Source organism: Xylanibacter rodentium (assembly GCF_013166575.1).
GTDB lineage: Bacteria > Bacteroidota > Bacteroidia > Bacteroidales > Bacteroidaceae > Prevotella > Prevotella rodentium.
The window spans coordinates 61,172-87,897 of the sequence record NZ_JABKKE010000007.1 but is presented as its reverse complement, the minus strand read 5'-3'; the positions used below and the strand labels follow the sequence as shown (position 1 = coordinate 87,897).

At 47.7% G+C, this 26,726-nt stretch carries 19 protein-coding genes; 7 read left to right on the top strand and 12 right to left on the bottom strand.

Annotated features, from left to right (window positions below; genetic code table 11):
• Positions 1–133 precede the first annotated feature (133 nt).
• Together HPS55_RS05680 and HPS55_RS05675 are read left to right on the top strand one after the other, a co-directional pair.
• Entirely contained in the window at positions 134–2,830 is a 2,697-nt protein-coding gene (locus HPS55_RS05680) for a 4-alpha-glucanotransferase (protein WP_172175304.1), read from the top strand.
• Positions 2,827–3,468: an HAD family hydrolase gene (locus tag HPS55_RS05675; protein WP_172175307.1), complete on the top strand. Its 642-nt coding sequence runs from the start codon at positions 2,827–2,829 to the stop codon at positions 3,466–3,468. Before HPS55_RS05680 ends, HPS55_RS05675 begins: the two co-directional genes overlap by 4 nt.
• Positions 3,469–3,481: 13 nt before the next feature.
• Here the strand turns inward: HPS55_RS05675 and HPS55_RS05670 are convergent, their stop codons facing one another.
• The 8 genes from HPS55_RS05670 to HPS55_RS05635 all read right to left on the bottom strand — a co-directional run bounded on the left by HPS55_RS05670 (position 3,482) and on the right by HPS55_RS05635 (position 13,436).
• On the bottom strand, positions 3,482–4,192 hold the full coding sequence (locus HPS55_RS05670; RefSeq protein WP_172175310.1) for a LytR/AlgR family response regulator transcription factor: 711 nt from the start codon (positions 4,190–4,192) through the stop codon (positions 3,482–3,484).
• Positions 4,167–5,228, bottom strand: coding sequence for a sensor histidine kinase (locus HPS55_RS05665; RefSeq protein ID WP_172175312.1), 1,062 nt, complete (start codon positions 5,226–5,228; stop codon positions 4,167–4,169). Before HPS55_RS05665 ends, HPS55_RS05670 begins: the two co-directional genes overlap by 26 nt.
• Entirely contained in the window at positions 5,221–6,459 is a 1,239-nt protein-coding gene (locus HPS55_RS05660; RefSeq protein WP_172324744.1) for an ABC transporter permease, read from the bottom strand. Before HPS55_RS05660 ends, HPS55_RS05665 begins: the two co-directional genes overlap by 8 nt.
• Positions 6,460–6,463: 4 nt before the next feature.
• Positions 6,464–7,219, bottom strand: coding sequence for an ABC transporter ATP-binding protein (locus tag HPS55_RS05655; RefSeq protein WP_172175317.1), 756 nt, complete (start codon positions 7,217–7,219; stop codon positions 6,464–6,466).
• Positions 7,220–7,221: 2 nt separating this feature from the next.
• Positions 7,222–8,400, bottom strand: coding sequence for an efflux RND transporter periplasmic adaptor subunit (locus HPS55_RS05650; RefSeq protein ID WP_172175320.1), 1,179 nt, complete (start codon positions 8,398–8,400; stop codon positions 7,222–7,224).
• A gap of 27 nt (positions 8,401–8,427) precedes the next feature.
• Complete coding sequence (locus HPS55_RS05645; protein WP_172175323.1) at positions 8,428–9,774, bottom strand: TolC family protein; 1,347 nt, start codon at positions 9,772–9,774, stop codon at positions 8,428–8,430.
• 134 nt (positions 9,775–9,908) lie between these two features.
• Entirely contained in the window at positions 9,909–10,508 is a 600-nt protein-coding gene (locus HPS55_RS05640; protein ID WP_172175326.1) for a riboflavin synthase, read from the bottom strand.
• A gap of 261 nt (positions 10,509–10,769) precedes the next feature.
• Entirely contained in the window at positions 10,770–13,436 is a 2,667-nt protein-coding gene (locus tag HPS55_RS05635; protein ID WP_172175329.1) for a ligand-binding sensor domain-containing protein, read from the bottom strand.
• Between the two features lie 245 nt (positions 13,437–13,681).
• Between HPS55_RS05635 and HPS55_RS05630 the strand changes: the two genes are divergently transcribed.
• A complete protein-coding gene (locus HPS55_RS05630; protein ID WP_172175332.1) occupies positions 13,682–16,264 on the top strand; it encodes an alpha-L-arabinofuranosidase C-terminal domain-containing protein in 2,583 nt (860 codons plus the stop codon).
• 109 nt (positions 16,265–16,373) lie between these two features.
• On the opposite strand, the gene glyA is transcribed toward HPS55_RS05630, so the two are convergent.
• The 3 genes from glyA to pyrB form a co-directional block, all read right to left on the bottom strand.
• Positions 16,374–17,654, bottom strand: coding sequence for a serine hydroxymethyltransferase (gene glyA, locus HPS55_RS05625; RefSeq protein WP_172175335.1), 1,281 nt, complete (start codon positions 17,652–17,654; stop codon positions 16,374–16,376).
• A 121-nt stretch (positions 17,655–17,775) separates the two neighbouring features.
• Positions 17,776–18,231, bottom strand: a complete 456-nt coding sequence (gene pyrI, locus HPS55_RS05620) for an aspartate carbamoyltransferase regulatory subunit (RefSeq protein WP_172175338.1) — start codon at positions 18,229–18,231, stop codon at positions 17,776–17,778.
• Positions 18,232–18,264: 33 nt separating this feature from the next.
• Positions 18,265–19,215, bottom strand: a complete 951-nt coding sequence (gene pyrB, locus HPS55_RS05615) for an aspartate carbamoyltransferase (protein WP_172175341.1) — start codon at positions 19,213–19,215, stop codon at positions 18,265–18,267.
• Between the two features lie 162 nt (positions 19,216–19,377).
• Between pyrB and HPS55_RS05610 the strand changes: the two genes are divergently transcribed.
• Complete coding sequence (locus HPS55_RS05610) at positions 19,378–21,720, top strand: transglycosylase domain-containing protein (RefSeq protein ID WP_172175344.1); 2,343 nt, start codon at positions 19,378–19,380, stop codon at positions 21,718–21,720.
• 102 nt (positions 21,721–21,822) lie between these two features.
• Here HPS55_RS05610 and HPS55_RS05605 read toward each other — a convergent pair whose 3' ends face one another.
• Positions 21,823–22,251 carry an HU family DNA-binding protein gene (locus tag HPS55_RS05605; protein WP_172175347.1) on the bottom strand — a complete coding sequence of 143 codons (429 nt, stop codon included), beginning with the start codon at positions 22,249–22,251 and terminating at the stop codon, positions 21,823–21,825.
• 540 nt (positions 22,252–22,791) lie between these two features.
• Between HPS55_RS05605 and HPS55_RS05600 the strand changes: the two genes are divergently transcribed.
• Genes HPS55_RS05600 through HPS55_RS05590 form a run of 3 tightly spaced genes read left to right on the top strand, consistent with a single transcriptional unit; the run spans position 22,792 to position 26,637 of the window.
• Positions 22,792–23,763: a PCMD domain-containing protein gene (locus HPS55_RS05600; protein ID WP_172175350.1), complete on the top strand. Its 972-nt coding sequence runs from the start codon at positions 22,792–22,794 to the stop codon at positions 23,761–23,763.
• Positions 23,763–24,947 (top strand): BamA/TamA family outer membrane protein, encoded by a 1,185-nt coding sequence (locus tag HPS55_RS05595; protein ID WP_172175353.1) that lies wholly within the window; start codon positions 23,763–23,765, stop codon positions 24,945–24,947. Before HPS55_RS05600 ends, HPS55_RS05595 begins: the two co-directional genes overlap by 1 nt.
• Positions 24,934–26,637: a phosphoethanolamine transferase gene (locus tag HPS55_RS05590; protein WP_172175355.1), complete on the top strand. Its 1,704-nt coding sequence runs from the start codon at positions 24,934–24,936 to the stop codon at positions 26,635–26,637. The genes HPS55_RS05595 and HPS55_RS05590 overlap by 14 nt, the downstream gene beginning before the upstream one ends.
• Positions 26,638–26,726 lie beyond the last annotated feature (89 nt).

Below are 26,726 nucleotides of genomic sequence, written 5' to 3'. Positions count from 1 at the left end.
GGCGAAATGTTTTGTCCGATTTTTATTACCTTTGTGCCTGTTTGAAAGGCTTTTACTGTTGTCACTGTTTACATATAAAGTACCGGTGGCAGCGGGATTGGGCCGGCATTTGACATCTTTAAATTTTAAAGGAATGAAACTGAAGTTTAGCTTGACATACGGTACGATGTGGGGCGAGAGTCTCCATGTTCAGATAGAATATCTTGGGTACGACGGCAGTGTAAGACGTCATAACCTTCCGATGAATACCAATGACGGTCGTTTATGGACATTGGAGACTGTTGCACTTGGTTCGCGACATCATCCGATGTCGGCTTTCAGATACTGTTATCAGGTGGAAAATGCAGCCGGGGATATAATAAGACGCGAATGGAATATGGTGCCGAGGATATATCCTTTCGACCCCACCAAAGATTATACGATGCCCGACAGTTGGCGTGACATACCGTTTCAATATCACATGTATACCAGTGCCTATGCCGTGACAATGTACGGCAGTAGAGGGGAGGAAGTGCGGCCTTTGCCAACATCTCTGTATCGTCGTACGTTATTGTTCAGGGTGTCGGCTCCGCAGCTCAAACCGGGTCAGGAACTTGCCGTATGCGGTAGTCATCCGGCATTGGGAGGTTGGAACACGTCCCGGTATATGAAGATGCAATATGCCGGTCAGGCTGAATGGGTATTGTCGGTAAACGTGATGGGCATGTTCTTTCCTATCGAATACAAATATGTTGTCGTCGATGCTGAAACGAGTGCTTTTGTGGCATGGGAAGAAGGAGACAACCGCACTACCGGGGACAAAGAAATATCCGATGGTGAGGTGCTTGCACTTGACGGCGGTTTTCTCAGAGTCAGTGAAGATGTATGGAAGATTGCCGGTGTGGTGATACCTGTATTCTCATTGCGCAGTTCATTTTCATACGGTGTCGGCGATTTTGGTGATTTGAAGCGAATGGTCGATTGGGTTGTTGAGACCGGTATGAAGATGATTCAGATTCTTCCGATAAACGACACGACGAAAACACGCGGTTGGAGCGACTCATATCCATATAATGCAGTGTCGGTATATGCCCTTCATCCGCATTATGTAGACCTTGAAGCTGCAGGTGTGTTGAGCGACAAGTCGCGTATGACAGCTTACCACCGTCAGCGTCAGGAACTCAATGCACTTCCGTACAGTGACTATGAGGCTGTGGACAGAGTGAAGACAGCTTATCTGCACGAACTTTATGCTGAATGCGGGTGGCAGATGTCCGGCACGGAAGAATATCGCACTTTTGTTGAAAAAAACGCCGGCTGGCTCATGCCTTATGCTGCTTTTTGTTCGATGCGCGATCGTTGCGGCACAGCACATTTTGAGGAATGGCCCGAACATTCCGTTTACAACCAGGAGGCTGTACGCCGTTATTGCGATGCCAATCAGGAGGATGTGCAATATGTATATTTCGTTCAGTATTTATTGCACCGGCAGTTGCTTGAAGCCGGAGACTATGCACGTTCGAAGGGGGTGGTGATAAAGGGTGATATTCCCATTGGTGTGTGTCGCGACAGTGTCGATGTTTGGATGCAACCCCAGTATTTCAATTTGGATTCTCAGACAGGTGCCCCTCCTGATGCTTTTACTCAAAACGGACAGAACTGGGAATTTCCAACATACAACTGGCCCGCAATGATAGCCGACGGTTGCAGTTGGTGGCGTAGTCGTTTTGCACATATGGAGCATTATTTTGACGCGTTCCGTATAGACCATGTGCTTGGCTTCTTTCGTATATGGGAGATTCCTCTTGACTCTGTCCACGGGCTGTTGGGGCATTTCTCCCCGGCCTTGCCTCTTACTTCGGGCGAAATAGAATATTTCGGATTACCGTTCCGCAAGGACTTGTTCACACGACCTTTTATCAACGACAGCATTATCGACCGTATCTTCGGCGTGCATGCCGGCTATGTGCGTGATGCATTTCTCATATCCGGCCCCTACGGTCTGTATAGCCTGAAGGGAGATTACGACACACAACGCAAGGTTGAGAGACACTTCGTAGGGATGCATGACGAAAACAGTATATGGATACGCGACGGACTGTATCGGCTGATAAGCAATGTTCTCTTTGTGGAGGACCCACGTCAGCCGGAGATGTACCATCCGCGTATAGGAGTCTACAACGAACCTGTATTCGATGCATTGTCTGTTGAAGAGAAGGAGGCATTTATGCGGCTTTACAACAACTATTATTACAACCGGCATAATGATTATTGGAGAGAACAGGCAATGACACGTCTGCCCGTGGCTTTGGGCAATACGCGTATGATGGTGTGTGCCGAGGATTTGGGCATGTTGCCCGACTGTGTGGGTTCTGTGCTTGACGCTTTGCGTATACAGACATTGGAGATTCAGACAATGCCCAAGCAAAGTGGGTTGGAGTTTGCGCATCTTGCGGCCAATCCATACAGAAGTGTTGCTACGTTTTCCACGCATGACATGCCGTCGCTGCGTATGTGGTGGGAGGAAAGCCCTGAGCGTACGCAACGCTATTATGTCACGATGATGCAGAAGGAGGGCCGTGCACCTGAGCATCTGCCGGCGCATCTTGCCGAAGAAATAGTGGCCAGACATCTTTATTGCCCGTCAATGCTTTGTCTGTTGTCGTTCCAGGACTGGATGGCTATGGACGGAGAGTTGCGTTCGGATGCCGTGCGTGAGGAGAGGATAAATGTGCCGGCCGACAACTCACATCGATGGAAATATAGAATGCACATTACCATAGAAGAGCTGATGAAAGCAGAACGGTTCAATCAGAAGTTGAGACAGATGATAACGAGGAGCAGACGATGAGAGAATACAATACATACATATTTGACCTTGACGGAACGTTGCTTTCCACCCTCGACGATTTGGCGGCAAGTGTAAACCATGCACTGCGTACTTATGATATGCCGGAACATCCTGTAGAAGATATCCGTTGGTTTGTGGGCAACGGTGTGCGTGTGCTTATGGAACGTGCCGTGCCAGGAGGAGCCGGCAATCCGCTGTTTGAAGATGTGTTCGAGGCTTTCCGTCACTACTATATGGAGCATTCGCTTGACAATACAGTGCCTTATGACGGTGTCATAGATATGCTCGTTGAACTGAAACGCCGCAACAAAAATATAGCTGTGGTGAGCAACAAGTTTTATGCCGCCACGCAGGAATTGTGCCGTCACTTTTTTGGCGCCTATGTTGATGTGGCTATAGGAGAACGTGAGAATATAAGGAAAAAGCCTGCACCCGATACCGTGCTTGAGGCATTACGTTTGCTCGGTGTCGGAAAAGAAGGTGCCGTCTACGTTGGTGACAGTGACGTCGACGTGGCAACGGCACGTAACAGCGGTTTGCCGTGCGTGAGTGTCTTGTGGGGATTTCGTGATCGGGATTTCCTTTTAAAACATGGGGCAACGGAATTTATATCCGTTCCGTCCCAGCTGTTGCCTTGAATAATGAACTTTTTCAAGTAAGGAGGTGATTGTCGAAATATGTCAGAACCTCATCCTTGTAACTGTCAGAAATAGGTATGTATGTGTTTCCGAAAACAATACGCATACGGTCTATCACTTTTATTTTCGTCATATTAACGATATACGAGCGGTGGGTACGCATGAATTCGGGAGAGGGAAGATGCTGTTCAAGTTTTTTCATGTTCATAAGCGACATTATTTTTTCTCCGTTTTCAAGATATATGCGTATATAATCTTTAAGTCCTTCTATATAAAGGATGTCGTCAAGATTGACTTTCTGCAGTTTATAGTCGCTTTTCACAAATATGAACTTGTCTTTCTTACACACAGCCTGTTTCCGCATGAATTCGAACCATTCGAGTGCTTTGGCTGAGGCTTTCACAAACTCTTCGTAGCTGATGGGCTTCATTAGGTAGTCGATGGCGTTGACTTTATATCCGTCGATTGCATATTGGCTGAAAGCTGTAGTGAATATTATTCTGGTCTGTTTGGGAAGTATTTTTGCAAATTCCATGCCACTCAGTTCAGGCATCTGTATGTCAAGAAACAGCAGGTCGACAGGGGTTGCACGAAGGTTTTTCATGCCGTTTAAGGCACTGTTATAAGTGCCGGTAAGATTTAGAAAAGGGATTTTTCTCACGTAGCTTGCCAGTAGTTCGGCGGCCAATGGCTCGTCGTCAATGATTGCGCATTTCAGTGTCATATATCTTGATTGATGATAAGTATATCGTGTTGTCTTTATTAGTTCCCTTTTTCCATTCATATCGTCCGTGATACAGCAGTTCCAGTCGTTTTTCCATTTGTTGCAGTCCTATGCCGTGTCCGCTACGGTCGGTTTCGTTTTTAGGATGGTTGCTGTTTACTATCAGGCAGGTTATTTCCTTGCTGTCGGCCGATATTTTTATGTGTATGAAGCTCGGTTGGGTAGTGCTGACTCCATGTTTGAAGGCATTTTCAATCAGTGAGATGAATAGGAGTGGGGCTATTTGTATGTTGCAAGGTTTGGAAATGTCTGTTTCAAACTGTATGTCTACATTCATTGTCTGTCTTATTTTCATCAGGTTGATGTAGTGCGTGATGAAGTTTATCTCTTTTTCCAGATTGACGTATGTCTCTTGATTGTCATATAGCACGTATCTCAACAGTTTGCTCAGTTCGTGTGTTACTTCTTGGGCTTTGGGAGCGTTGAATGCGATGAGTGCGTAGATGTTGTTCAGTGTATTGAGGAGGAAATGTGGATTTAGCTGTGATCTCAGGTTTTTCAACTCAGCTTCTTTTCGTGCTGCTTCTGCTTCATGTCGTGCTGTCTCTGCAGCCTGCCACCGCATTGCTATTTGTATAGTTGTGGCAATGGCTGCCGTGACGGTGAGGTTGAAGATGTTTCTCAGGATGAAGAATACGGACATGATTTGGCTCTCATATGGTCTTTCGTGTTCCGGTCGGTCAAAATGTTGTACAGTGAAGTGCATCCACCAGTGCTGCATTACGGCCATGACAACAATCATTGTTAAATTCACAATCCAATAGTATCTACGTTCGTGGTTTACAAAGAACTTTGGAGTGAGCCAAAGGTAATTTGCATAGAATACAATCACAGATGTCAACGAGCCAATGCTTACACAAGCAAATTCCTTTAGGCTAACTCCGTTACCGTGGTTCATGAACATCAGCGGTGACATGAATATGATGGTCCATATCGCTGCGTGGATGGAATATATGAGTCTGTTGTTGCTATTCATATCTTATTGCTTCAATAGGGTCGAGTCGGGCGGCTTTTTGGGCGGGATACCAACCGAAGAAAACCCCGGTGAATGTACACACAGCAAAACTCATGACGATGGTCCATGCCTGTATTGCTATTGGCCAGTGGGCAAATGTCTTTATGGAGAATGACGCTCCGACGCCCAGCATCACACCGATCAGACCTCCTGTCACGCTGAGCAGTATGGCTTCGATGAGAAACTGGTTCAGTATGTCTGTCCCTCTGGCGCCCACGCTCATGCGCAGTCCTATTTCGCGGGTGCGTTCTGTCACGCTGACATACATTATGTTCATTATGCCTATGCCTCCTACTATGAGCGAGATGCCTGCCACACACCCGAGCAGGATGGTGAGCATATCGGATGTAGAGGTCATCATGGAAGCCAGTTCTTCCTGGGAGCGTATGTTGAAATCATCCTCGTCGGCTTCTCTGTCTTCCGTGGCGTCTTTAAGCTTATGGTTGTGGCGCAGTATTGCCGTAATCTCTTCTGTGGCCTTTTCCGTTACACTTTCGGTTATGGCTGAACATTGTATGCTTCCGAGATATGTCTGTGCGAGTATTCGTTTCATCACCGATGTGTATGGAGCAAGCACCAGATCGTCCTGATCCATACCCATGGAGTTGTATCCTTTTTTCTTCAACACACCGACAACGCGGAACGGAATGGAGTTGAAACGTACGACTTTGCCTATAGGGTCGTTTCCTTCAGGGAAGAGATTGTCCACAACAGTCTGACCGAGTACGCATACCTTTGCGCTTGATTTGATGTCGGCGGGAGTGAACATCTCGCCTTCGGCCACGCTCAACTGGCGTATTTCGAGATAGTCCTCATTTACTCCGTATAGTGAGGAAGGGGTGTTCTCGTTGCCGTAGATGAACTGTCCGCTGCTCGTTACCACAGGGCTTATGCCTTTTATGTACCGGCATTGTTCCTTGATGGTTTTGTAGTCGGTCATCTTCAGGGTCTCCATCGATGATGCTTCTTGACGAACACCGCCACGGCGGTCGGCTCCAGGATGTATCATTATCATGTTTGATCCCATCTCGGCTATGTTGGCTTGTATGCTTTGTTTGGTGCCTTGCCCCACGGCGAGCATGGTTATCACCGATGCAATACCGATGATGATTCCCAATGCTGTAAGGAACGAGCGTGTCTTGTTGGCTGCTATGGCCCGGAGTGCTATTTTAAATAGATTTGTATAGTTCATAATGCTATTCGTCTGTGCTTGGCGGCAATGCCGCGAGTCCGTCGGCAGCCGACATTATGCTTTCGTTATGTTTGTCGCTTATTACCCGTCCGTCGCGCAACATAATGTTGCGGCTAGAGTAGTTGGCAATGTCGGGATTGTGTGTCACGAATATGATGGTGCGTCCTTCGGCGTGCAGTTTCTGGAAAAGCACGAGTATCTCGAACGAGGTTCTTGTGTCAAGATTGCCGGTAGCCTCGTCGGCCAGGATAACTGCGGGATTGTTGACCAGCGCACGGGCTATGGCCACACGCTGCATCTGTCCTCCCGACATTTGGTTCGACTTGTGGTACAGGCGGTCGCCCAATCCTACTGCTTTAAGAGCTTCTACGGCGCGTCGTCGGCGTTCCTCGGCACTGACATCACTGTTGTACATCAGTGGCAGTTCCACGTTCTCCACACTTGTAGTCTTGGCCAGCAGGTTGTAGTTTTGGAAGATGAAGCCTATCTTGCGGTTGCGCAGCACTGCTCTTTGCGACTTTGACATGGAACTCACTGCAACGCCGTCAAGAAAATACTCACCGCTTGACGGTGTGTCAAGGCATCCCAGTTGGTTGAGCAGTGTCGATTTGCCGGAGCCGGACTTGCCCATTATCGTGACAAACTCACCTTCATATATCTTGAACGAAACCCCGCGCAGTGCCTGTACAAGTTCGTTGCCTACAACGAACTTGCGCTTTACGTCCTGCAGTTCAATTACTATTTTATTGTCTTTCGGCATGGTTATTTTTTCTTTTCATTTTTCCTCGGACCCGGTGCGAATGGTGATTGTTCACGGCTTTGCTCCTGTGCGTCCCCAGTACCGATTTCGTTAATCTCGGTAACGATGACTGTTCCTTCGGTTATGTCGCCGGCTATTTCGGTGTTCACCCCGTCGGTCATTCCGGTCTGTACGTTATGTGCTGTAAGGGTCTTCCCGTCGAATGTCCATACTTTGTTCTTTCCGTTGTTGTCGGCAATCTTGTATTTGTTGCCGACAGTTTCTGCCGTTGGCATCAGTCTCAGTGCTTTGCTGGGGACAACCAATACACCCTGTTTCCCGGATGTGTATATGGTTACATTGGCTGTGAGTCCTGGCTTCAGTTTCAGGTCGGCATTCGGGGCGCTTATTACAACTTCATATGTTACGACATTGTTTGTTGTTGTGGCTTCCTGACGCACTTGGGTAACCTCTCCTTCGAATGTGTCGTTAGGATAAGCATCCACAGTGAACGTGACGCGCTCTCCTTCGTGCACGTCGCCTATGTCCGCTTCATCTACGTCAGCTACCACTCGCATGTCTGTCAGGTCTTGGGCTATGTTGAACAGTTCGGGAGTGCTGAAACTGGCAGCCACAGTCTGGCCTTCTTCTACCGATTTCGACAATACAACACCGTCTATTGGCGATGTTATTGTGGCATAGCCTAGATTGGTCTGTGCTTTCCGTACCGTTTCTCTTGATGTGGCTACGGCCTCTTTGGCTTTCAGATAACTCAGTTCGGCGTTCTCATAGTCGTCGGCACTCACCAGCCCCTTGTCAAACAATGTCTTGTAACGTTTGTAGTTGGCTGTTTCGTATGCCAATGTGCTTTGCGCGCTTGACAGGTTGGCTTTGGCGGTGTTTAGTTCGCTTGTCAGGTTCGTCTTGTCAAGTTCGGCTATTATCTGTCCTTTTTTCACCACACTGTTGTAGTCAACGAACAGTTTGCTGACAATTCCCGATACCTGTGTGCCTACCGTGACCGATGTTACGGGTTCGATGGTTCCCGTGGCGGTGATGCTGTTTTGTATATCGGTTTTTTTCACTTTGTCTGTCTCGAACGAAATCTGCCGCTCTTTTTTTATTCCCGACAGCATCCATACTGCAACGGCGATTATTGCCACGGCAATTACGCCTATCCATATTTTGCTTATTCTTTTCATATTGTTGTGAATGATGTTATTGTTTGGTTATAGTTTTGCCGGCTCTCCTTTGTAAAAGTTCAGTATCTGTATGTTGAGTATTGTCATGTACTTGCTTTGAAGTCGGTTCTGCTGTGCGTTGAGCAGATTGTTCTTGCCTGTCATCAGCTCTATGATGTTTTTCATGCCGAGGCGAAATTGCTCGCTCACAAGATCATATCCGGCTTGTTCGCTTTCCACACTGGCTTGTGCGGCTTTGAACTTCTGTTGGTTGGTATAGGCGTCGAGCCAATACCCCTCGATTGTGCTGTACAGTTGTTTTTGTCGGTCCTGAAGGTCGAGCAGACTCTCTTCCTGTTGCAGTTTGGCCTTGTTTACGGCGGTACGCGTTGAGCGGTTGTCGAAGAGGGGTATGCTCAATGTCGCTCCAACGGATGCGTCCATGTTTGTTTTAATCTGTGTGCCCCATGTTCTTGAATTCATTGATGTCGTGTTTGTGCCAACTCCTCCGGTAAGGCTTATCGTCGGCATCTTGCCGGATTTTGCTATAGATATGCCTAACTTGCTGTTTTCTATTGCCAGTCTGCCGTTCTCTATTTCGGGGCGTGTGGTCAGGGCCGTTTCATATACAGTCTCGAGCGGTGGAATCTCTTTCATGGCCTTGTTGTCGGATATTTCAGGTATGTATATGTCAAAATCCTCCTCGCCGGTTATCTCAAGCAACTGTTTAAGTTGCAGCCTGTATCCGGCCAGATTGCTTTCCGCTTCTGTAATGTTATATTTGTCTGTAGCGGTCTGTGCCGTCAGTTGTGCCAAGTCGGCTTTCGACATATTTCCGGCTTCAACCATTTCCTTGCCGCGCTCTTCGTTCTTGAGTGCCGTCTCGTAGTTGTTGCGGCAGACATTGATAGCTTCTTTCAGATACAGAATCTGTACGTACAATTGGATTATCTGTTCCTGTATGCTGTTGGCAGTAATGTCAGAGTTCAGTTCTGCCTGCTGTTCTGCCAGTCTGTTCTGTTTGACGGTGTTGAGGTTACGGTTACCGTTCCATACGGTCCAACTTGTATTCAACCCGTAGCTTCCGTTATAAGATGTCTTGTTTATGCTTGTGGATACGGTGCCGTTGTTTACCGTACTTACGCCATCGTTTACCCACGGTCGGTAACCGATCGACTGATTGGTTGATAAATTAAACGAAGGCAGTAATGCGGCTTTCGATTGTTTCAGGTCTTCGGTTGCCGATTGCTTTTCCAACCGTGTCTTTTTCAGAGTTATGTTGTTGGTCATAGCATAGTTTATACATTCCTCCAACGTCCATTTCTTCGGATTGTCTGCGCTGGCAGATACAGCGGTCAGCAGAATGGTTCCGATGAGCATAATACCTTTGTTCATATTCTTCCGTTTGTTTTTTACGCTGCAAAATTAAGAAGAATATATTCTTTATGAAAAAATAATGTATATATGTCGGAAGTTAGTAGAATAATAACGCCAAATCCTCGATGAGATTTGGCGCTTTTAATGTTTGTTTACAATTGGCTCAGTCTTGCGATGTATTTTCCAAGGATATCGAATTCGATGTTGACCACCGAGCCGACACGGATATCGCAGAAGTTGGTGTGTTCAAGCGTGTACGGTATTATGGCCACCCGGAAAGTGTCGGCTGTGGGGTTGCATACAGTGAGAGACACACCGTTGACAGTTACGCTGCCTTTGTCTACAGTAAAGTAGCCGTGTCGTGCCATCTCCTTGTCGGTTTCGTATGTGAATGTGAAGTATGTGCTTCCATCGGCATCTTCCATGGCTGTACAACGTGCCGTTAAGTCTACATGCCCTTGAACGATATGACCGTCAAGGCGTCCGTTCATCTGCATCGAACGCTCTATGTTTACCTTGTCGCCCACTTTCAGCAAACTGAGATTGCTACGCTCGAGCGTCTCCTTCATTGCCGTGACAGTGTATGTGCCGTTGGCTATGCTCACCACCGTCAGGCATACTCCGTTGTGGGCCACGCTTTGATCTGTTTTGAGTTCGTCGGCGAATGAACATTTCAGTGAGAAATCAATGTTCCCACGGTCTTTTCTTATAGCCACGACAGTGGCAAATTCTTCAATTATTCCTGAAAACATGATGTTTGTCGTTTGTTTTATCCGGTAATTGTGATGATACAAAAAAAGAGCCGCACCGGTGATGTGATGAAAACTCCTATTAAGATAAGATTTGAGAGCTCTCCATCTTTGTAATCCACCGGCATTGTCTGCTGTCTTCCCGATGGAAGATTGTGGCCCGCCATTGATAAGAGAAGTATTCTCGGTTTTCAGTTTATTTGATGAGTATCCCAATCTAACCGATGCGGCTAATATACCTTTCTGTTTGCAAAGTTAATGTGATTATTTCAACTTGCCAAGTTTTTCACTGCTTTTTTTCAGTCTTTCCTGATACAAATACATTCCTGTTAAGATTAGTGCGGATATAATCACCATATATATCCAGACTGCATCAGAGGAAAACATGAAATCTCGTGGCACAATCACGTCGATAGTGCGTATGTCATAGTTGTCGGGCGATTCGAGAAGGAAAGCCTTCACCATGAAACGATGCTTGCCGGGCTTCAGTCCGGCGTACGTTGCCGTGCGCGACTTGTCGGCATTCTTCCATTCGCTGTCTATGCCTTCCATCATGTATTGGTAGTGCACACGATGTTGCAACTGATAGTTTAGTGCGGCAAAGCGGAATGAAATATTCCTGTCCGCATCGGGTAGGTTTACTTCTTTGCAGTCGGGTACATACGCGTTGAAATCACCGTTGAGCCTCGGGCTCATCAGTATGCCGTCCATATAGAAGTCTGTGATTTTCAGTTTTAGCATAGAGCCGGTCTGGGTGCTCAGTTTTTTGCGGTCTACAATGTAGTATCCGTTTAGTGTGCCGAAGATGATGTTGCCGTCAGGCATTGTTATTGCCGCACCTTCCGAGAATATGGTGTCGTCCACACCGTCAAGCATGGAGAATGTGCTGAATATGCGCTTTTTCACGTCAAACGAGCATATCATGTGATCGGTAGCCAGCCATACATTGCCTTTTTCATCAAAAGTGATGCTTTTGATTTCCTCCGACGGCAGTCCGCTCTTGATGTCGAATGTCTCAAATAGCCAATTGCCGTTTTCGTCTTTTCCTACAGTGTGGCTCAGGCCGCCGCCGTTGGTGCCTATCCACATCGAGCCGTCGGCATCGCATGCCAGTGTTACGATGTCTTTGCTCTTCAGGTCGCGTTCACCGTTTGTTGTCTCCGACACGCGCAGCATTCTGATCTTGTTGTCAGAGTATGACATTATAAGAAGCCCGTCTGTGGTTCCGGCCCATACGTTGCCTTCCTTGTCGATGGCCATTGTTCTCACTTTATGATATGAGTTGCGCGGATAGTGCCTCATTACATTGCGGTTGTTGAGTGCGACATATCGCCCGTTGCCGTCTTTGGTAATTATGTTTACTCCTCCTCCGTATGTGGCCACCCAGATATTCCCGTTCTTGTCCTCTACAGAGCGATAGGCGTTGTTGGAACTGAGACTTGCGGGATTTTCTCTGTCGTTGGTGAAGAATGTGAACCTGCCGGTACTGTTGTCTTTGTCGGGTGCTATTCTGATTACTCCAGTGCCTTTCGAGCAAATCCAGTAGTTGCCGTCTCTGTCACGATTGATACCGTAGATGCGTCCCAGCATGTGTCCGCTACCGTCATCGCTGATTATGGAAGTCACGCTGTCGTCGGGTGTCATGAATATCAGGTTGCTGTATTTGTTGCCCATGAGCAGCTGTCGGCTCCGTACGTCGTAATGAATGGCGCGTATCTCGTTGAGGTTCACTTCGTTGTTGTCAGAAAACAGTTGTCTGCGATGTATGGTCTGTTTGAGCAGTTCCAGTTTTTCGAGTCCTTTGCGTATTGTTGATTCCCATACCACACCCTCGGGCAGTGCCAGATAGGTCGCCACCGTGTTTGAAAGGTTCCATGAATTGGTCGGGTCATTGTGGAAATACTCTACATTGTCGGTCTCGCGGTTGTAGTATCCGAAGCCTCCGTGGTTCATGTTTATCCATACGGTATGGTTCACCTCCGATATCTTTGCCCCGCGCACGTCGTATTCGGGTACAGCCACTTTTTGGGTGAAGTCTTTCACGTCGCCTGTTTCCATGTTCATCCGCGATACTCCCTGCTTGTCAGTGGTGAACCACATAAGTCCGTGGCTGTCTACGAATATCGATGATATGGTCTGTCCCATCTCTTTTATTGTTTTCGGCTCCTGTCCGTATGCGAAAGACAGGATGTGTCCTGATTGTGTTCCGGCGTAAATGTTGTATCCGTTGGAGTACATGCATTTGATGTGCTCATCGGGGAAAAAACCATTACGTTCAATGTTATCGTTGTTCATATTGAGACGGTGTATGCCATTGTCCGTGCCCACCCATATATCGTCGCGATAACCTTCAGCTATTGATGTCACGGTGAGTTTGCCGGTGTCTATCAGTTTGGTTTTCATACCGTTGCGGTCGAGTCTCATACAGTATATGCCTACACCGTCTATTACGGCCATCACATCGCCGGCAGATGTGATGGTTAGGGGCTGCGACGTCTTGAAATTCCGGTATCCGGAAATTTTCCGTAACGGATTCTCTATCGTATCGGTGATACGGTTGAGCACGAAGATGCGTCCGTCGTACATTCTCATCCATATGTTCTGTTGCTGGTCTGTCGCAATGTCTATGATACGGTTATGCAACATAGAGATACCGCTTGCGCTACCCGTATCATAGTTGTAGAACGAAAAACCGTCAAAACGTGACAACCCGTTCCATGTGGCTATCCATACATATCCATAGTCGTCTTGCCTTATGCACGAAACAGCATTGCTTGCCAGACCGTCGTCAGTGGAATAGTGCGATAGTGAGGCCTTTAATTGTTGGGCTTCAATTGTTGGAGGATTCAAGAGTAGCATAGTCGCAGTAGTGAAAAGCGTAGTCACGGTTGCTTTCAATATTCTATCTGTTTTTATATGTAAATCAGTCATAATCTTGATGTTATCTTGTATAATAGTCTGTCTTGCTCTGAAAAACGTTGCAAGGTACTTATTTTTTTTCAATTATTGAAACGAAAGACGCTTTTAACCATCTTTAAGATTCTGTCAAGGGAAATAAATTTGTAGTTATGGACATAAATAAGTATCTTCGCGGCATAAAACGTAAATATACGTGAGGGATATTTGGAATTTAAGAACTAACCATAAAAGAAAAAAACATATAGAACTTTCAGATTATGAAGAATCATCTTACTCTATCCTTGCTTTCACTGCTCATGATGGGTCAGGCGACGGTGGTGGCGGCTGGCAAGGCCGACCGTAAAGAAGCTGAACCGGCAGCCAGTGAGTCACGGCTGTTCCTGTACAGTCCGGGTGAAAAGCATGGATTTCATGCGGCGTATGCCGTCAACGACAGCACATTCAGACACATCGGACAGCTTTTCTCTTCCGATTATTCGCGTTGGGGGGCGGAAAAACGGATGTATTCACCGTTTATTACCCGTTTGGAGAGTGGTGGCTATGCCGTTGTGTTTCAGGTGAACGACTATTCACCGTGCTTTGCCGTGGCTTGGTCGGCAGACCTTGTCACATGGCGCCCGCAGGACTATCCGCGAATGTCTGTCAAGGGGTGTCTCGCTCCGGTGATACGTCATGACGGCGGTGGGCGCTATACCGTGCTTTTCAAGACCAAGGACGGCGGTGTGCGCAAGACATCGACCGACGCAGCGTTCCGCCATTTCACACCTGATGTGGCTGCTACTCCGGCTGAATATGCCGATGCATATGTCATGCCGGACACGGTAAAGATTGGAGACAACACTTTTACTGGATATATGTGGAATGTTGGGCAAGACCGGACTGATACGTTGGTAAACTATTTTGCCAAACTTGCCACGGAGAGCGCACGCTATGGTGAAAAACTTGCTGACGACGGACGGCTGTTCGAGGCTTTGGGCGGAAAGGGTGTGAAGGCCGCTATGACTATAGACGGTAAACGTCAGAAAGCCATCAGCGACAAGCTCGTTGGTGTTTTCTTTGAGGATATAAGCTATGCTGCCGACGGCGGACTGTATGCTGAAATGGTGCAGAATCGTGACTTCGAATACACTTCGGCCGATCGTCGTGAGTGGGGAGCCGCTACGGCGTGGCGCTCGTCGGGAGGTGATATAAGGATTATGACAGACGGCCCGTTGAGCAAGAACAATCCCCATTATGCCGTTCTTACAGCCGATACGCTGTATAATTCGGGATGGGACGGTATGCGTATAGAACGTGGGGCAAAGTATGATTTCAGTTTCCGTGTGCGTAATATCGGCGGACAGGCCAAACGATTTACCGTGGCACTTGTAGACGGCGGGCGTGTGATAGCGTCGGCACGCATAGATACAAAGGGTGCCGGTGAAGAGTGGCATAGGTATGACGCAGTGCTCGAAGCATCCGAATCGGCCGAAAAGGCAGAACTGATGATTGTGCCTGAGAAAGGTAATGAGGCGGCTGTGGACATGATAAGCCTGTTTCCTCAGGATACGTTCAACGGACATAAAAACGGTTTGCGCAAAGATCTGGCACAAGTCATTGCCGATTTGCACCCGAAGTTTGTGCGTTTTCCCGGAGGATGTATGAGCCATGGCGACGGTTTGGGAAATATCTACCATTGGCATCACACCGTGGGACCGCTTGAAGACCGTGTGCCCGACCGCAACATTTGGAACTATCATCAGACACGCGGACTTGGATTCTATGAGTATTTCCAGTTCTGCGAAGATATGAATGCCGAACCGTTGCCCGTATTGGCGGCCGGTGTGCCATGCCAGAATTCCGGTCCGGACGAGGATGGATATGGCGGTCAGCAGGGTGGAATTCCTATGGATGAAATGCAGGCTTACATACAGGAGATGCTCGATCTGATAGAGTGGGCAAATGGCGATCCGGCTACGAGCAAATGGGCAAAGATGCGTGCCGAGGCAGGCCATCCGGCTCCGTTCAACCTGAAGTATATCGGTATTGGCAACGAGGATATCATTTCGACAACGTTTGAAGAGCGCTGTCTCATGATATGCAAGGCTATCAAAGAGCGCTATCCCGATATTGTCGTCTGTGGCACAGTGGGCCCGTTCCATTATCCTTCGTCCGATTATGTTGAAGGATGGAAGTTTGCCAAAGACAACAAAGAGGTCTTTGACATGGTTGACGAACATTATTATGAAAGTGTGGGATGGTTCCTGAACAATCAGACTTATTACGACAACTACGACCGCAAGGGCCCGAAGGTATATCTCGGTGAGTATGCCGCACGTCAAGGCAAGGGCAATATCGACTGTGCGCTGGCCGAGGCCGTGCATTTGTGCAATATAGAGCGTAATGCCGATGTGGTAGCCATGACGTCTTATGCTCCGTTGCTTTCAAAGAACGGACACAGCAACTGGAGTCCGGACATGATATATTTCGACAACAAGGGCGTTGACAGAACACCGAGTTACGAAACGCAGCGACTATTCTCTACATATTCAGGCAATCAGTATGTCGTTTCGACAATGGCTATCGACAGTGTGGCCGGGCATCGTGTGGCGACAAGTGTAGTGCGCGACAGCAGGACGGGCCAGGCTTTTCTCAAGATAGCCAATGTGCTGCCTGTCGAGCTGACCGTTACAGTAGATGCGAAAAGTCTGCCGATAGCGAATGTCGTTCGTTACGAAGGATATAGCGGCAAGCCGGGGCAGACCCGTGTTTCAGTGGAACGTGGCACGTACACGAAAAGTGCCGATGGCAAGCTGACGGTCACTCTGCCGCCATATGCATTCCGTGTTGTCATGCTGTGATTCTTTTGGAGGAGAAATCACTAACGACCAAAAAGGGGCTCTGAGATTCAATTGTATCTCAGAGCCCCTTTTTGGTCGTTAGTGTCGGATATCCTTGTTTGGGTATTTATCAATATGCAAACAGCGGATAGTTCTTCATTGTTTCATTGACACGTGCACGTACGTTTGCTATCACCTCTTCGTTTTCCGGGTCGTTGAGTACTTCCTCGATGAGTTCGGCGATGAGCACCATCAAGTCTTCCTTTGCACCACGTGTGGTTATAGCCGGAGTGCCGAGGCGTATGCCGCTGGTCTGGAATGCGCTGCGGCTGTCGAATGGCACCATGTTCTTGTTTACGGTGATGTCGGCAGCTACGAGGGCGTTCTCGGCCACCTTGCCTGTAAGCTCGGGATATTTGGAGCGCAGGTCTACGAGCATGGAGTGGTTGTCGGTGCCACCGCTGACGATGGTGAAGCCACGCCTGGTCAATTCATCGGCCAGTACTTTGGCGTTTTTCTGTACCTGTGCTGCCCATTCTTTGAACTCCGGTTGCAGCGCTTCTCCGAAAGCTACGGCTTTGGCTGCGATGACGTGTTCGAGCGGGCCGCCTTGCTGTCCGGGGAATACGGCTGAGTTGAGCAGCTGGCTCATCATCTTCACCTGTCCTTTTGGTGTGGTGAGGCCCCATGGGTTCTCGAAGTCCTTGCCCATTAGGATTATACCGCCACGCGGGCCGCGCAGGGTCTTGTGGGTTGTGGAGGTGACTATGTGGGCATATTTCACGGGGTTGTCAAGCAGTCCGGCAGCTATGAGTCCTGCGGGGTGTGCCATGTCTATCATCAGTAGAGCTCCGACCTTGTCTGCAATCTCGCGCATGCGTTTGTAGTCCCATTCACGGCTGTATGCCGAACCTCCGCCAATGATGAGTTTCGGCTTGTTCTCCAGTGCGAGCTTTTCCATCTGGTCGTAGTCCACGCGTCCGGTCTCGGGGTTGAGGTCGTAACCGACGGCCTTGTACAGAATGCCCGATGTGTTGACAGCCGAACCGTGTGAAAGATGTCCGCCGTGGGCAAGGTTGAGGCCGAGGAACGTATCACCGGGATTTAGTACGGCAAGCAGTACGGCGGCGTTGGCCTGTGCTCCGGAGTGGGGCTGCACGTTGGCGTACTCCGCACCGAAGAGTTTGCATACGCGGTCGATGGCGAGCTGTTCTACCTGGTCCACCACACCGCAACCGCCATAGTAGCGTTTTCCGGGATATCCTTCGGCATACTTGTTGGTAAGATAGGAACCCATGGCTTCCATAACCTCGTCACTTACAAAGTTTTCTGATGCGATGAGTTCAATGCCTTTAAGCTGACGCTGATGCTCTTTCTCGATAAGGTCAAAAATCTCTTGATCTCTTTTCATTGTTTCAGAATGTTATATATTTGATGATTATTATCCTGTATAAAAACAGCCGTTGCAAAATTAGTTATTATTTCTTAGCTATGCAATAAAAACAAGGTGGAATAACGGAACAAGGTGGAATTTATATCAATTCCACCTTGTCTATATCCTGCTCTTTCTCACAGTAATGGCATTTCAGGGTGCCGTGCTCCTTGTCTGTGACATGGAAAAGTGTTCTCATCGGTTCGTTGTTGGTGATGCACTTGGGGTTGTTGCACTTTACAATTCCGGTCAGTTCGTCCGGTGTGGTCACCGTTTTCTTTTCCACCACTTCATAGTCGCGTATAATGTTGAGTACTATGTTTGGTGCTACCACTGACAGGCGCGATATCTCTTCGTCGGTGAAGAACTTGTCTTCCACTTTGATAATTCCCTTTCGGGTGAGTTTCTTTGAGTGGTAGTTGTAGCCTATCGTCACTTGTGTGGTCAACTCCTCGAGTTTGAGCAGGCTGACCACCTGATATGTCTTTTCCGTCGGAATATGGTCTATCACCGTGCCGTTCTGTATTGCGGCCACAAGCATTTCATTCTTGTTCATATCGTTATGTTTAACTTCAGTCCCAGGAATTAATCAAGGATTGATTATTGTTTTATCGTTTATTACGTCATCGAGTGTCAGTCCGAGTACGTCGCAGAATATGGCCTGACGTGCAAATAGTCCGTTGCCGGCCTGTTGTATGTAGTATGCATGTGGATTGTCGTCCACATCATATGCTATCTCGTTTACGCGTGGCAGCGGATGAAGTATTTTAAGGTTTGGTTTGGCTCCGGCCAGCATGTCGTTGTGCAATATATACACGTTCTTTACCCGTTCATATTCCATCAGGTCCGAGAAACGTTCTTTCTGAACTCGGGTCATATATAGGATGTCGGCGTCGGAGATGAGTTTTTCGTTGAAGTCTGTGTGTTCCTCGTATTTGATGCCATGTTCCTGACAGTATATCTTGTATTCGTTGGGCATGGCAAGTTCCGTCGGTGCTACGAAATGGAACGTCGGGTTGAAGTGGCGCATGGCCATTATGAGCGAGTGGACGGTTCGTCCGTATTTCAAGTCGCCGACGAGATATATGTTCAGGTTTTCGAGTGTGCCTTGTGTCTTGTATATTGAATAAAGGTCGAGCATACACTGTGACGGGTGCTGGTGGGCTCCGTCGCCGGCGTTGACGATGGACACCGGTGACACCTCGCTTGCATACTGTGCGGCTCCTTCTATATAATGGCGCATTACGATTACGTCAGCGTAGTTGGCCACCATAAGTATGGTATCTTTCAGGGTCTCGCCTTTCGTCCCGCTTGTTATCTTCGGGTCGGCAAATCCGATGACGCGTGCGCCGAGACGGTTGGCTGCTGTCTCAAAACTCAGTCGTGTGCGTGTGGAAGGCTCGAAGAACAGTGTGGCAACAACCTTGCCTTTCAGGATTTCCCTGTTGGGATGTTTCTCAAACTCTTGTGCCATCTTTATCATATAAAGGATTTTTTCCTTGCTGATGTTGGCAATAGTCACAAAATCATGCTTTTCCATTCCTTCTGTAAAGTTGTTTTTGATTTTGAGCGCTAAGTTACACATTATTTCCGATTTAAAGATGGTTAATCGGTAGAAAATCTGTTTTATTTTTCCATATATGAACGAAAATATATATTTTTGCACGGATATAAAAAGAAAGATAGACGAATATTCTGAGAAATGAGAAAGATTTTTGTTCATTTTCTGTGGTCTCTGCTTGCTGTTGTCGTACTTGGCGCCGCCGGTGCCTTTTATGCAATATCGAAAGGATGGATAGGATATATGCCACCTATTGAGGACTTGCAGAATCCTATCAATCGCTTTGCTACACAGGTGATTTCGGCCGATGGTAAAGTGATGGGCACGTGGAATTATAATAAGGAGAATCGAGTATGTGTAGACTATTCACAGTTTTCCCCGCATATTGTTGAAGCGCTTGTGGCCACCGAAGACGTACGCTTTTATGAGCATTCGGGCATTGACTTCTTTGCTCTTGGCCGCGCTGTCGTGAAGCGTGGCATCTTCGGACAGGTCAGCGCCGGAGGCGGCTCTACCATAACGCAGCAGCTGGCCAAGCAGTTGTATTCCGTCAAGGCGCATAGTGTAACCGAAAGGCTGATGCAGAAACCGATAGAGTGGGTTATCGCCGTAAATCTGGAGCGTACATACACCAAGGATGAGATTATAGCTCTCTACCTCAATTATTTTGATTTCCTGCATAATGCCGTGGGAATAAAAACCGCTGCCAATACTTATTTCGGCAAGGAGCCCCGCGATCTTACTGTCAACGAGGCGGCTACGCTTATCGGACTTTGTAAGAATCCTTCATATTACAATCCAGTGCGACATCCGGAGCGAAGCCGCGACCGTCGTAACGTTGTGCTGATGCAGATGCAGAAGGCCGGTTATATCACGGATGCACAGTATGAAAAATATTCGGCCGAGCCGCTCAATCTCAATTTTCACGTCTCAGACCATAAGGATGGTATCGCTACGTATTTCCGCGATTTTCTGCGTCGTTATGTAATGGCCAAGAAGCCAGAGCGTAGCGACTATCCGTCGTGGAACTATGTGAAGTATCATCAGGACTCCATCAATTGGGAGACAGACCCGCTTTATGGCTGGTGCAACAAGAATTTCAAGAAGAACGGAGAGCCGTACAATGTCTATACCGACGGACTGAAATTCTATACGACCATCGACTCGCGTATGCAGGAATATGCCGAGAAGGCTGTTTACGATCATGTGGTGAAGTTTCTTCAGCCGGCTTTCAACCGTGAAAACCGAAAGAAGCCAAACGCTCCATTCACCGGTGCCCTTACGGCCGAACAGGTGCGTAGGATACTTGCACGTTCGGTGAATCAGAGCGAGCGTTATCGTGCCATGAAGTCAGCCGGAGCCTCTGAGGAAGAGATAAAGAAGGCATTCCGTACACCAACCGAAATGTCGGTATTTACATATCATGGGGAGATAGACACTGTGATGACACCGATGGACTCCATACGTTATTACAAGTCGTTTTTGCGGTGCGGGTTCATGAGTATGAGTCCGCAGAATGGAGCGGTAAAGGCATATGTCGGTGGTCTTGATTTCATACATTTCAATTATGACATGTGCATGGAAGGCCGCCGTCAGGTGGGTTCTACAATCAAGCCTTTCCTGTATTCGCTTGCCATGGAAAACGGATTCTCGCCGTGCGACAAAGTCCCCAACGTACAGCAGACATACATTGTCGCAGGCAAACCGTGGACTCCGCGCAACTCCGGTCACAGCCGCTATGGGGAACTGGTGACGCTGAAGTGGGGACTGGCCCAGTCCAACAACTGGATATCGGCATATCTTATGGACAAACTGCAACCTGAGGCATTTGTCGATCTGTTGCACGAATATGGCATACGTAATCCCGAAATCCATCCTTCCATGTCATTGTGTCTCGGACCTTGCGACATTTCAGTGGCAGAGATGGTGAGCGCATACACGGCTTTTGTGAATCACGGCATACGCAGCGCCCCGCTTTTCGTCACTCGTATAGAGGACAATGAGGGTAATCTGATAACACAATTTCAGCCGCGTATGAACGAGGTCATTAGCGAGGAGAGTGCCCACAAGATGCTTTACATGCTGAAAGGTGTTGTAAACGGCGGTACGGCCGGACGTCTGCGCTTCAAATATAATCTGAAGGGGGATATCGGTGGCAAGACCGGTACAACAAATAAGAACAGTGATGCATGGTTTATGGGTGTGACCCCGACACTCGTCAGTGGCGTATGGGTGGGAGGAGACGACCGCGACATTCACTTCGACACTATGACGATGGGGCAGGGTGCCACTATGGCCTTGCCTATATTCGCCTATTATATGCGCAGTGTTTTTGCCGACAAGCGTTTGGGGTATAACGAAAATGCAGTCTTTGACTTGCCGAGTGATTACGATCCTTGTGAGTCTTACGATGAAAGTGCTGACGACGGCGGAATGACAGAGGTTAGCGATGAGATGATAGATATAGAGGAGGTGTTCGAGTAGTTCTTTCAAATTGATAATTGAGAATTTATAATTGATAATTATGATTACTACCGTATCGCCACACAGTGCTAATCATAATTATCAATTATAAATTCTCAATTATCAATTCTTAATTGGAATAGTCCAAATTTTTTTTGATACGTTCGAGTTTACGGTCATCGGGCGTATAACTTTCCATGTTATGGCGTCTCTGTGTCCCTCGGCCAAAAACTTTATTCTTACGCCCTTGATGTGTTTTTGAATGTTGAAGTCGGACTGGTTTCTCACCCCAACGCTTTCGGCCACGATACGGAATCGGCCTATGCCGTCCATTCTTACTGCCATACCGCTTTGCAATGCGCGCTGCATCTCTCCGGTCAACTGCTGGAGAACACCAAGCACGTCGCCCTCGGTGAACGACGAGTTTTGGCATATATGTTGCGCTATCTCTTTCGTTCCTACCGTGCCCAGTGTCACTGTTTGGGCATACCATTTGCCATATGAACTCTTTGTTTTGTTCTTGTACTTCTTCAATCTGATTTCTATTGCCATGGTTTTTATGGTTCTTTTAAAATGATTATTAATTAAGTTTGTTGTCTTTCAACGGTGCAAAGATAGCTTTTAGTGCGCTGTTTTACAAGTTTCAACGCTATATACATCGTTATAATGTTTGCTATACAAGGCGGCATTGCACATTGTTATATTACTGTATAGCGGGCTTTTTGTCGTGATACAATAAAGACTCTCGTTGCGCCTCCTTCCGTTTGTCTACGCCGCTGCATGACTTTTTTCCCGTTTGCAATTATGACTTTGGCCGCATTTGAAAATAAGGTTAATAATATTACTCGGTAAAGTCAATAACTTTACTCACTAATCTTATTGACTTTACCGAGTAATGTTATTGACTTTAGTTTCAAGTCGTATAACGGTGCTGTTGCCAGTTCAAATATTTGCTATTCATGGTGCTTCCCATTGTATTATTGTTAATAGATACAAATTTTAAGAGATTGAAAACCGATTTGTTGCAAATAGTTTTCTGATTCATTTTAATTGCTGTATCTTTGCCTGAAATTATTCTCAAAGTCAGGTAGCATGAAAAGAATATTAACTCTTACAGTTATGTTGCTTGCCGGAGTATTCATTTCGGTAATACCGTCAATCGCGCAGCAAGGTGTTAAGGAAGAGTTGCTGAAATATGGCGATATGGACCATTGGGTGATACGCAATATACACGAGTCGGCTATAATCGGAGGCAAAACCAAAACACTTTATGAAGTAGGTCCCGACAAGACTATTGAAGGCAACAAGGCATACACCAATTTGGGAGGCTCACCATGGGGCACGTCGAACGTAATGGCTAAAGTGATGGGTGTGGTTAAGACCAATTGCTCGGTGATACGCGCCAAGCGCGACAACGGATATTGCGCCAAGTTGACCACACACATAGAGAGTGTGAGGGTGCTCGGCTTGATGAATATAAAGGTGCTGGCCGCCGGTTCACTATATCTGGGCGACATGGCCGAGCCTGTCACCGGGACGAAGGAAGGCCCGAAGAATCTTAACTGGGGCATACCATTCACCGGTCGCCCAAAGGCCTTGAAGTTTGATTATAAAGTGCTGGTGCCTGGCGATAGGAACCGCATCAAGCAGACTGGTTTCAGCAGCAAGAGCACAGTGCTGGGGCAAGACTATGCTGTAGCTGTGTTTGTACTGCAGAAGCGGTCGGAGGATGCCAATGGAAATATCACGGCCAAGCGCGTGGGTACTATGGTTGTGAAATACGGCAAGACGACAGACGGATGGGTGAACGGCGCCACCTACAAGATACACTACGGTGACATAACCAAGATGATTGGCTACGACGCCGAGCTGATGGGACTGCGCAACGGTGACTACGCCCGCAACAGCAAGGGTAAAAGCGTATCCGTGGTTGAGACGGGATGGGCCAAGGCCGACGAGTGTCCCACACACATGGCGTTACAGTTTGCGTCGAGTCATGGAGGTGCGTATATAGGTACGCCTGGTAACACGCTGTGGGTGGATAATGTGAAATTGGTGTACTGATGATAAGAAAAATTCTGCCCATATTGCTGGCAATTCTGCCTTTAGCTACAGTTGTTGCCGAAGATATAGCTTATGCAGATGGTAAAGTTGTGGCACAGAGTAAGGCACAGAATGACAGTACGTGGAATAAGCGCGGACTGATAAACCGTCTGCTTGACTATTTCAATGAGGCCAACAAACCCAAGGAGTACAAGAAGTTTGACTTCAGTATCATCGGAGGCCCGCATTACAGCACCGACACAAAGTTCGGTTTAGGGCTTGTCGCTGCCGGACTTTACCGTGCCGACCGCCGGGATACGCTCTTGCCTCCGTCCAATGTGAGTCTGTTCGGCGATGTGTCTACCGTGGGATTCTATATGCTTGGAGTCCGCGGCACGCATATTTTCCCTAAAGACAGATACCGTCTGGAATACACCGCCTATTTCTATTCCTTTCCATGCAAGTATTGGGGCATTGGCTACGAAAAGGGCAATAACGATGCCAACGAGAGCAAAATGGAGCGGTGGCAGGCTCAGACACAAGCCGGTTTCATGTTCCGCATAGCCGGAAATATGTATCTCGGCCCGTCTATTGCTTTAGACTATGTGCGTGGAGCGGACATAGAGAGGCCCGAAATGTTTGAAGGTATGGACCGAACCACATGGAATGTAGGTATTGGAGTGTCGTTTGTATATGATTTGCGTGATGTGCTGACCAATCCTAAGAAAGGCATGTATATGAACCTGTCACAGATTTTCAGACCGCGGGTTCTTGGCAACTGCCATGTTTTCAGCAGCACCAATGTCCGTTTGGACGTATACGGCAGGCTTTGGCACGGCGCTGTTCTTGCCACCGATGTTCGCGGAGAGATGAATTTCGGCAATCCGCCATGGAGTATGATGGCACGTCTTGGAAATTCCTATTCCATGCGTGGATACTATGAAGGGCGTTACCGTGACAAGCATAAGTTAGAGATGCAGGCAGAACTGAGGCAGCATGTCTGGAAGCGTAACGGCATTGCCGTATGGGCAGGGGCCGGTACTATTTTCGGAAAGTTCGGTTCTCTGCGTGCAGACAGGATACTTCCCAATTTCGGTATAGGCTACCGTTGGGAGTTCAAGAAGGATGTGAATGTAAGGCTCGATTACGGTTTGGGCAAGGGTGGACAGTCAGGATTTATATTCAACATAAATGAAGCTTTTTAGTAAAATATACAATTGGTGCGTATCACCCAGGTGTCTTTTCATCCTCACCGTCATCGTGCTGACAATACCTAACATGGCCCTTGACTTTACAGAGATGATGTCACTGCCGGGAAAAGTTGCCAATGTGGTTTTTCCTGTGTCGGCAGTATGGTTGGCTATGACGTTCGGCCGGCGTCCGGGGATAATGGCATGGGTGATGTTTCCTCTCATGTTCTTTGCCGCGTTCCAGATTGTTCTGCTTTATCTATTCGGACGCTCGGTGATATCGGTGGATATGTTTCTGAATCTTGTGACAACCAATGCCGATGAGGCTATTGAGTTGTTGGACAATCTTGTTCCGGCCATTGTCACGGTGGTTGCCATCTACATTCCGGTACTTGTGCTGGGTATATGTTCGATCATAAGGAAAGAGGAACTTGACACTGCTTTCATCAGACGTCAACGTAAGGCTGCTGCTGTGGCTGTGATGGCAGGGGCTGTGTGTCTTGCAGTGGCATATTCTGTCGACAAGGATTACAGAATGGAGAATGACATGTATCCCGTGAATGTGTGTTACAACCTTGTGCTGGCTGTGGATCGGGCCAAAGCCACGTCTGATTATGAGAAGACATCAGCCGGATTCTCTTTCGGGGCACGGTCTGTACACGATCCTGGCAGTGCAGAGATATATGTACTTGTGGTGGGGGAGACTGCCCGTGCCATGAATTTCGGAATTTATGGTTATGACCGTGATACAACTCCGCTGCTTTCTGCTGCATCGGGACTTACGGTGTTTACTGATGTTATAACACAGTCCAACACAACACACAAAAGTGTCCCAATGCTCCTTTCTGCCGCTTCGGCAGAGGATTATGACCGGATATATCGTGAAAAAAGCATCATCACGGCTTTCCGTGAAGCCGGATTTCATACTGTTTTTTTGTCGAATCAGCGTCCAAATCATTCTTTTATCGACATCTTCGGTATGGAGGCCGATGAGTGGAAGTTTATAAAAGACGGACCAAAGGCCGAAAGCAATCCTTCCGACAGCCGGCTTGTCGAACTTATGGCGGATGTGTTGGAAAAAGGCTACAGAAAACTGTTTGTCGTGCTCCACACATATGGTTCGCACTTCAACTATCGCGAGCGCTATCCGAGTGGTTCGGCGGTTTTCCGTCCGGACGGCGCTACCGAGGCTGTAGCGGCAAACAGACAGGAACTGTTGAACGCCTATGACAACACTATACGCTGCACGGACAAGCTCCTTTCGGACATCATGGCTATGATTGGCGGAAGCGGTGTTATATCTGCAATGCTGTATACTTCCGATCATGGCGAGAATATTTTTGATGATAGTCGTAACCTTTTTCTGCATGCATCTCCGGTTCCTTCGTACTACGATATGCACGTACCGTTTTTGATATGGACATCGGAATCTTATCGCCGGGTCTATCCGAAGGCGGTAAATGCACTTGCAGCAAACTGCAGGCGGAATGTGGCGAGCAATTCTGTGGTGTTTCACACCATGTTGTCTATGGGCGGTATAAGCACTGTTTGCCGCAACGACAGTCTGTCAGTGGCAGACAATTGTTACGTGTCGCAGAAAAGGCATTATCTTAACGATCACAATCGGCCGGAAGCCATTGACAGGATTGGTCTTGACGAGGAGGATGTCAGGATGTTCCGTCTCCGTGGAATGGCGTTCCCGTAAACTGGCGTATTTATGATGTTGTGGTGGATATACTGTGGAATGGCTGAACCGCATCCGGGACGGCTGTAAATTGCGATGATGGTTTTGCC

Coding starts and splice junctions, on each gene's coding strand:
- HPS55_RS05680 (WP_172175304.1), top strand. CDS start 134: ATGAAACTGAAGTTTAGCTTGACATACGGTACGATGTGGGGCGAGAGT.
- HPS55_RS05675 (WP_172175307.1), top strand. CDS start 2,827: ATGAGAGAATACAATACATACATATTTGACCTTGACGGAACGTTGCTT.
- HPS55_RS05670 (WP_172175310.1), bottom strand. CDS start 4,192: ATGACACTGAAATGCGCAATCATTGACGACGAGCCATTGGCCGCCGAA.
- HPS55_RS05665 (WP_172175312.1), bottom strand. CDS start 5,228: ATGAATAGCAACAACAGACTCATATATTCCATCCACGCAGCGATATGG.
- HPS55_RS05660 (WP_172324744.1), bottom strand. CDS start 6,459: ATGAACTATACAAATCTATTTAAAATAGCACTCCGGGCCATAGCAGCC.
- HPS55_RS05655 (WP_172175317.1), bottom strand. CDS start 7,219: ATGCCGAAAGACAATAAAATAGTAATTGAACTGCAGGACGTAAAGCGC.
- HPS55_RS05650 (WP_172175320.1), bottom strand. CDS start 8,400: ATGAAAAGAATAAGCAAAATATGGATAGGCGTAATTGCCGTGGCAATA.
- HPS55_RS05645 (WP_172175323.1), bottom strand. CDS start 9,774: ATGAACAAAGGTATTATGCTCATCGGAACCATTCTGCTGACCGCTGTA.
- HPS55_RS05640 (WP_172175326.1), bottom strand. CDS start 10,508: ATGTTTTCAGGAATAATTGAAGAATTTGCCACTGTCGTGGCTATAAGA.
- HPS55_RS05635 (WP_172175329.1), bottom strand. CDS start 13,436: ATGACTGATTTACATATAAAAACAGATAGAATATTGAAAGCAACCGTG.
- HPS55_RS05630 (WP_172175332.1), top strand. CDS start 13,682: ATGAAGAATCATCTTACTCTATCCTTGCTTTCACTGCTCATGATGGGT.
- glyA (WP_172175335.1), bottom strand. CDS start 17,654: ATGAAAAGAGATCAAGAGATTTTTGACCTTATCGAGAAAGAGCATCAG.
- pyrI (WP_172175338.1), bottom strand. CDS start 18,231: ATGAACAAGAATGAAATGCTTGTGGCCGCAATACAGAACGGCACGGTG.
- pyrB (WP_172175341.1), bottom strand. CDS start 19,215: ATGGAAAAGCATGATTTTGTGACTATTGCCAACATCAGCAAGGAAAAA.
- HPS55_RS05610 (WP_172175344.1), top strand. CDS start 19,378: ATGAGAAAGATTTTTGTTCATTTTCTGTGGTCTCTGCTTGCTGTTGTC.
- HPS55_RS05605 (WP_172175347.1), bottom strand. CDS start 22,251: ATGGCAATAGAAATCAGATTGAAGAAGTACAAGAACAAAACAAAGAGT.
- HPS55_RS05600 (WP_172175350.1), top strand. CDS start 22,792: ATGAAAAGAATATTAACTCTTACAGTTATGTTGCTTGCCGGAGTATTC.
- HPS55_RS05595 (WP_172175353.1), top strand. CDS start 23,763: ATGATAAGAAAAATTCTGCCCATATTGCTGGCAATTCTGCCTTTAGCT.
- HPS55_RS05590 (WP_172175355.1), top strand. CDS start 24,934: ATGAAGCTTTTTAGTAAAATATACAATTGGTGCGTATCACCCAGGTGT.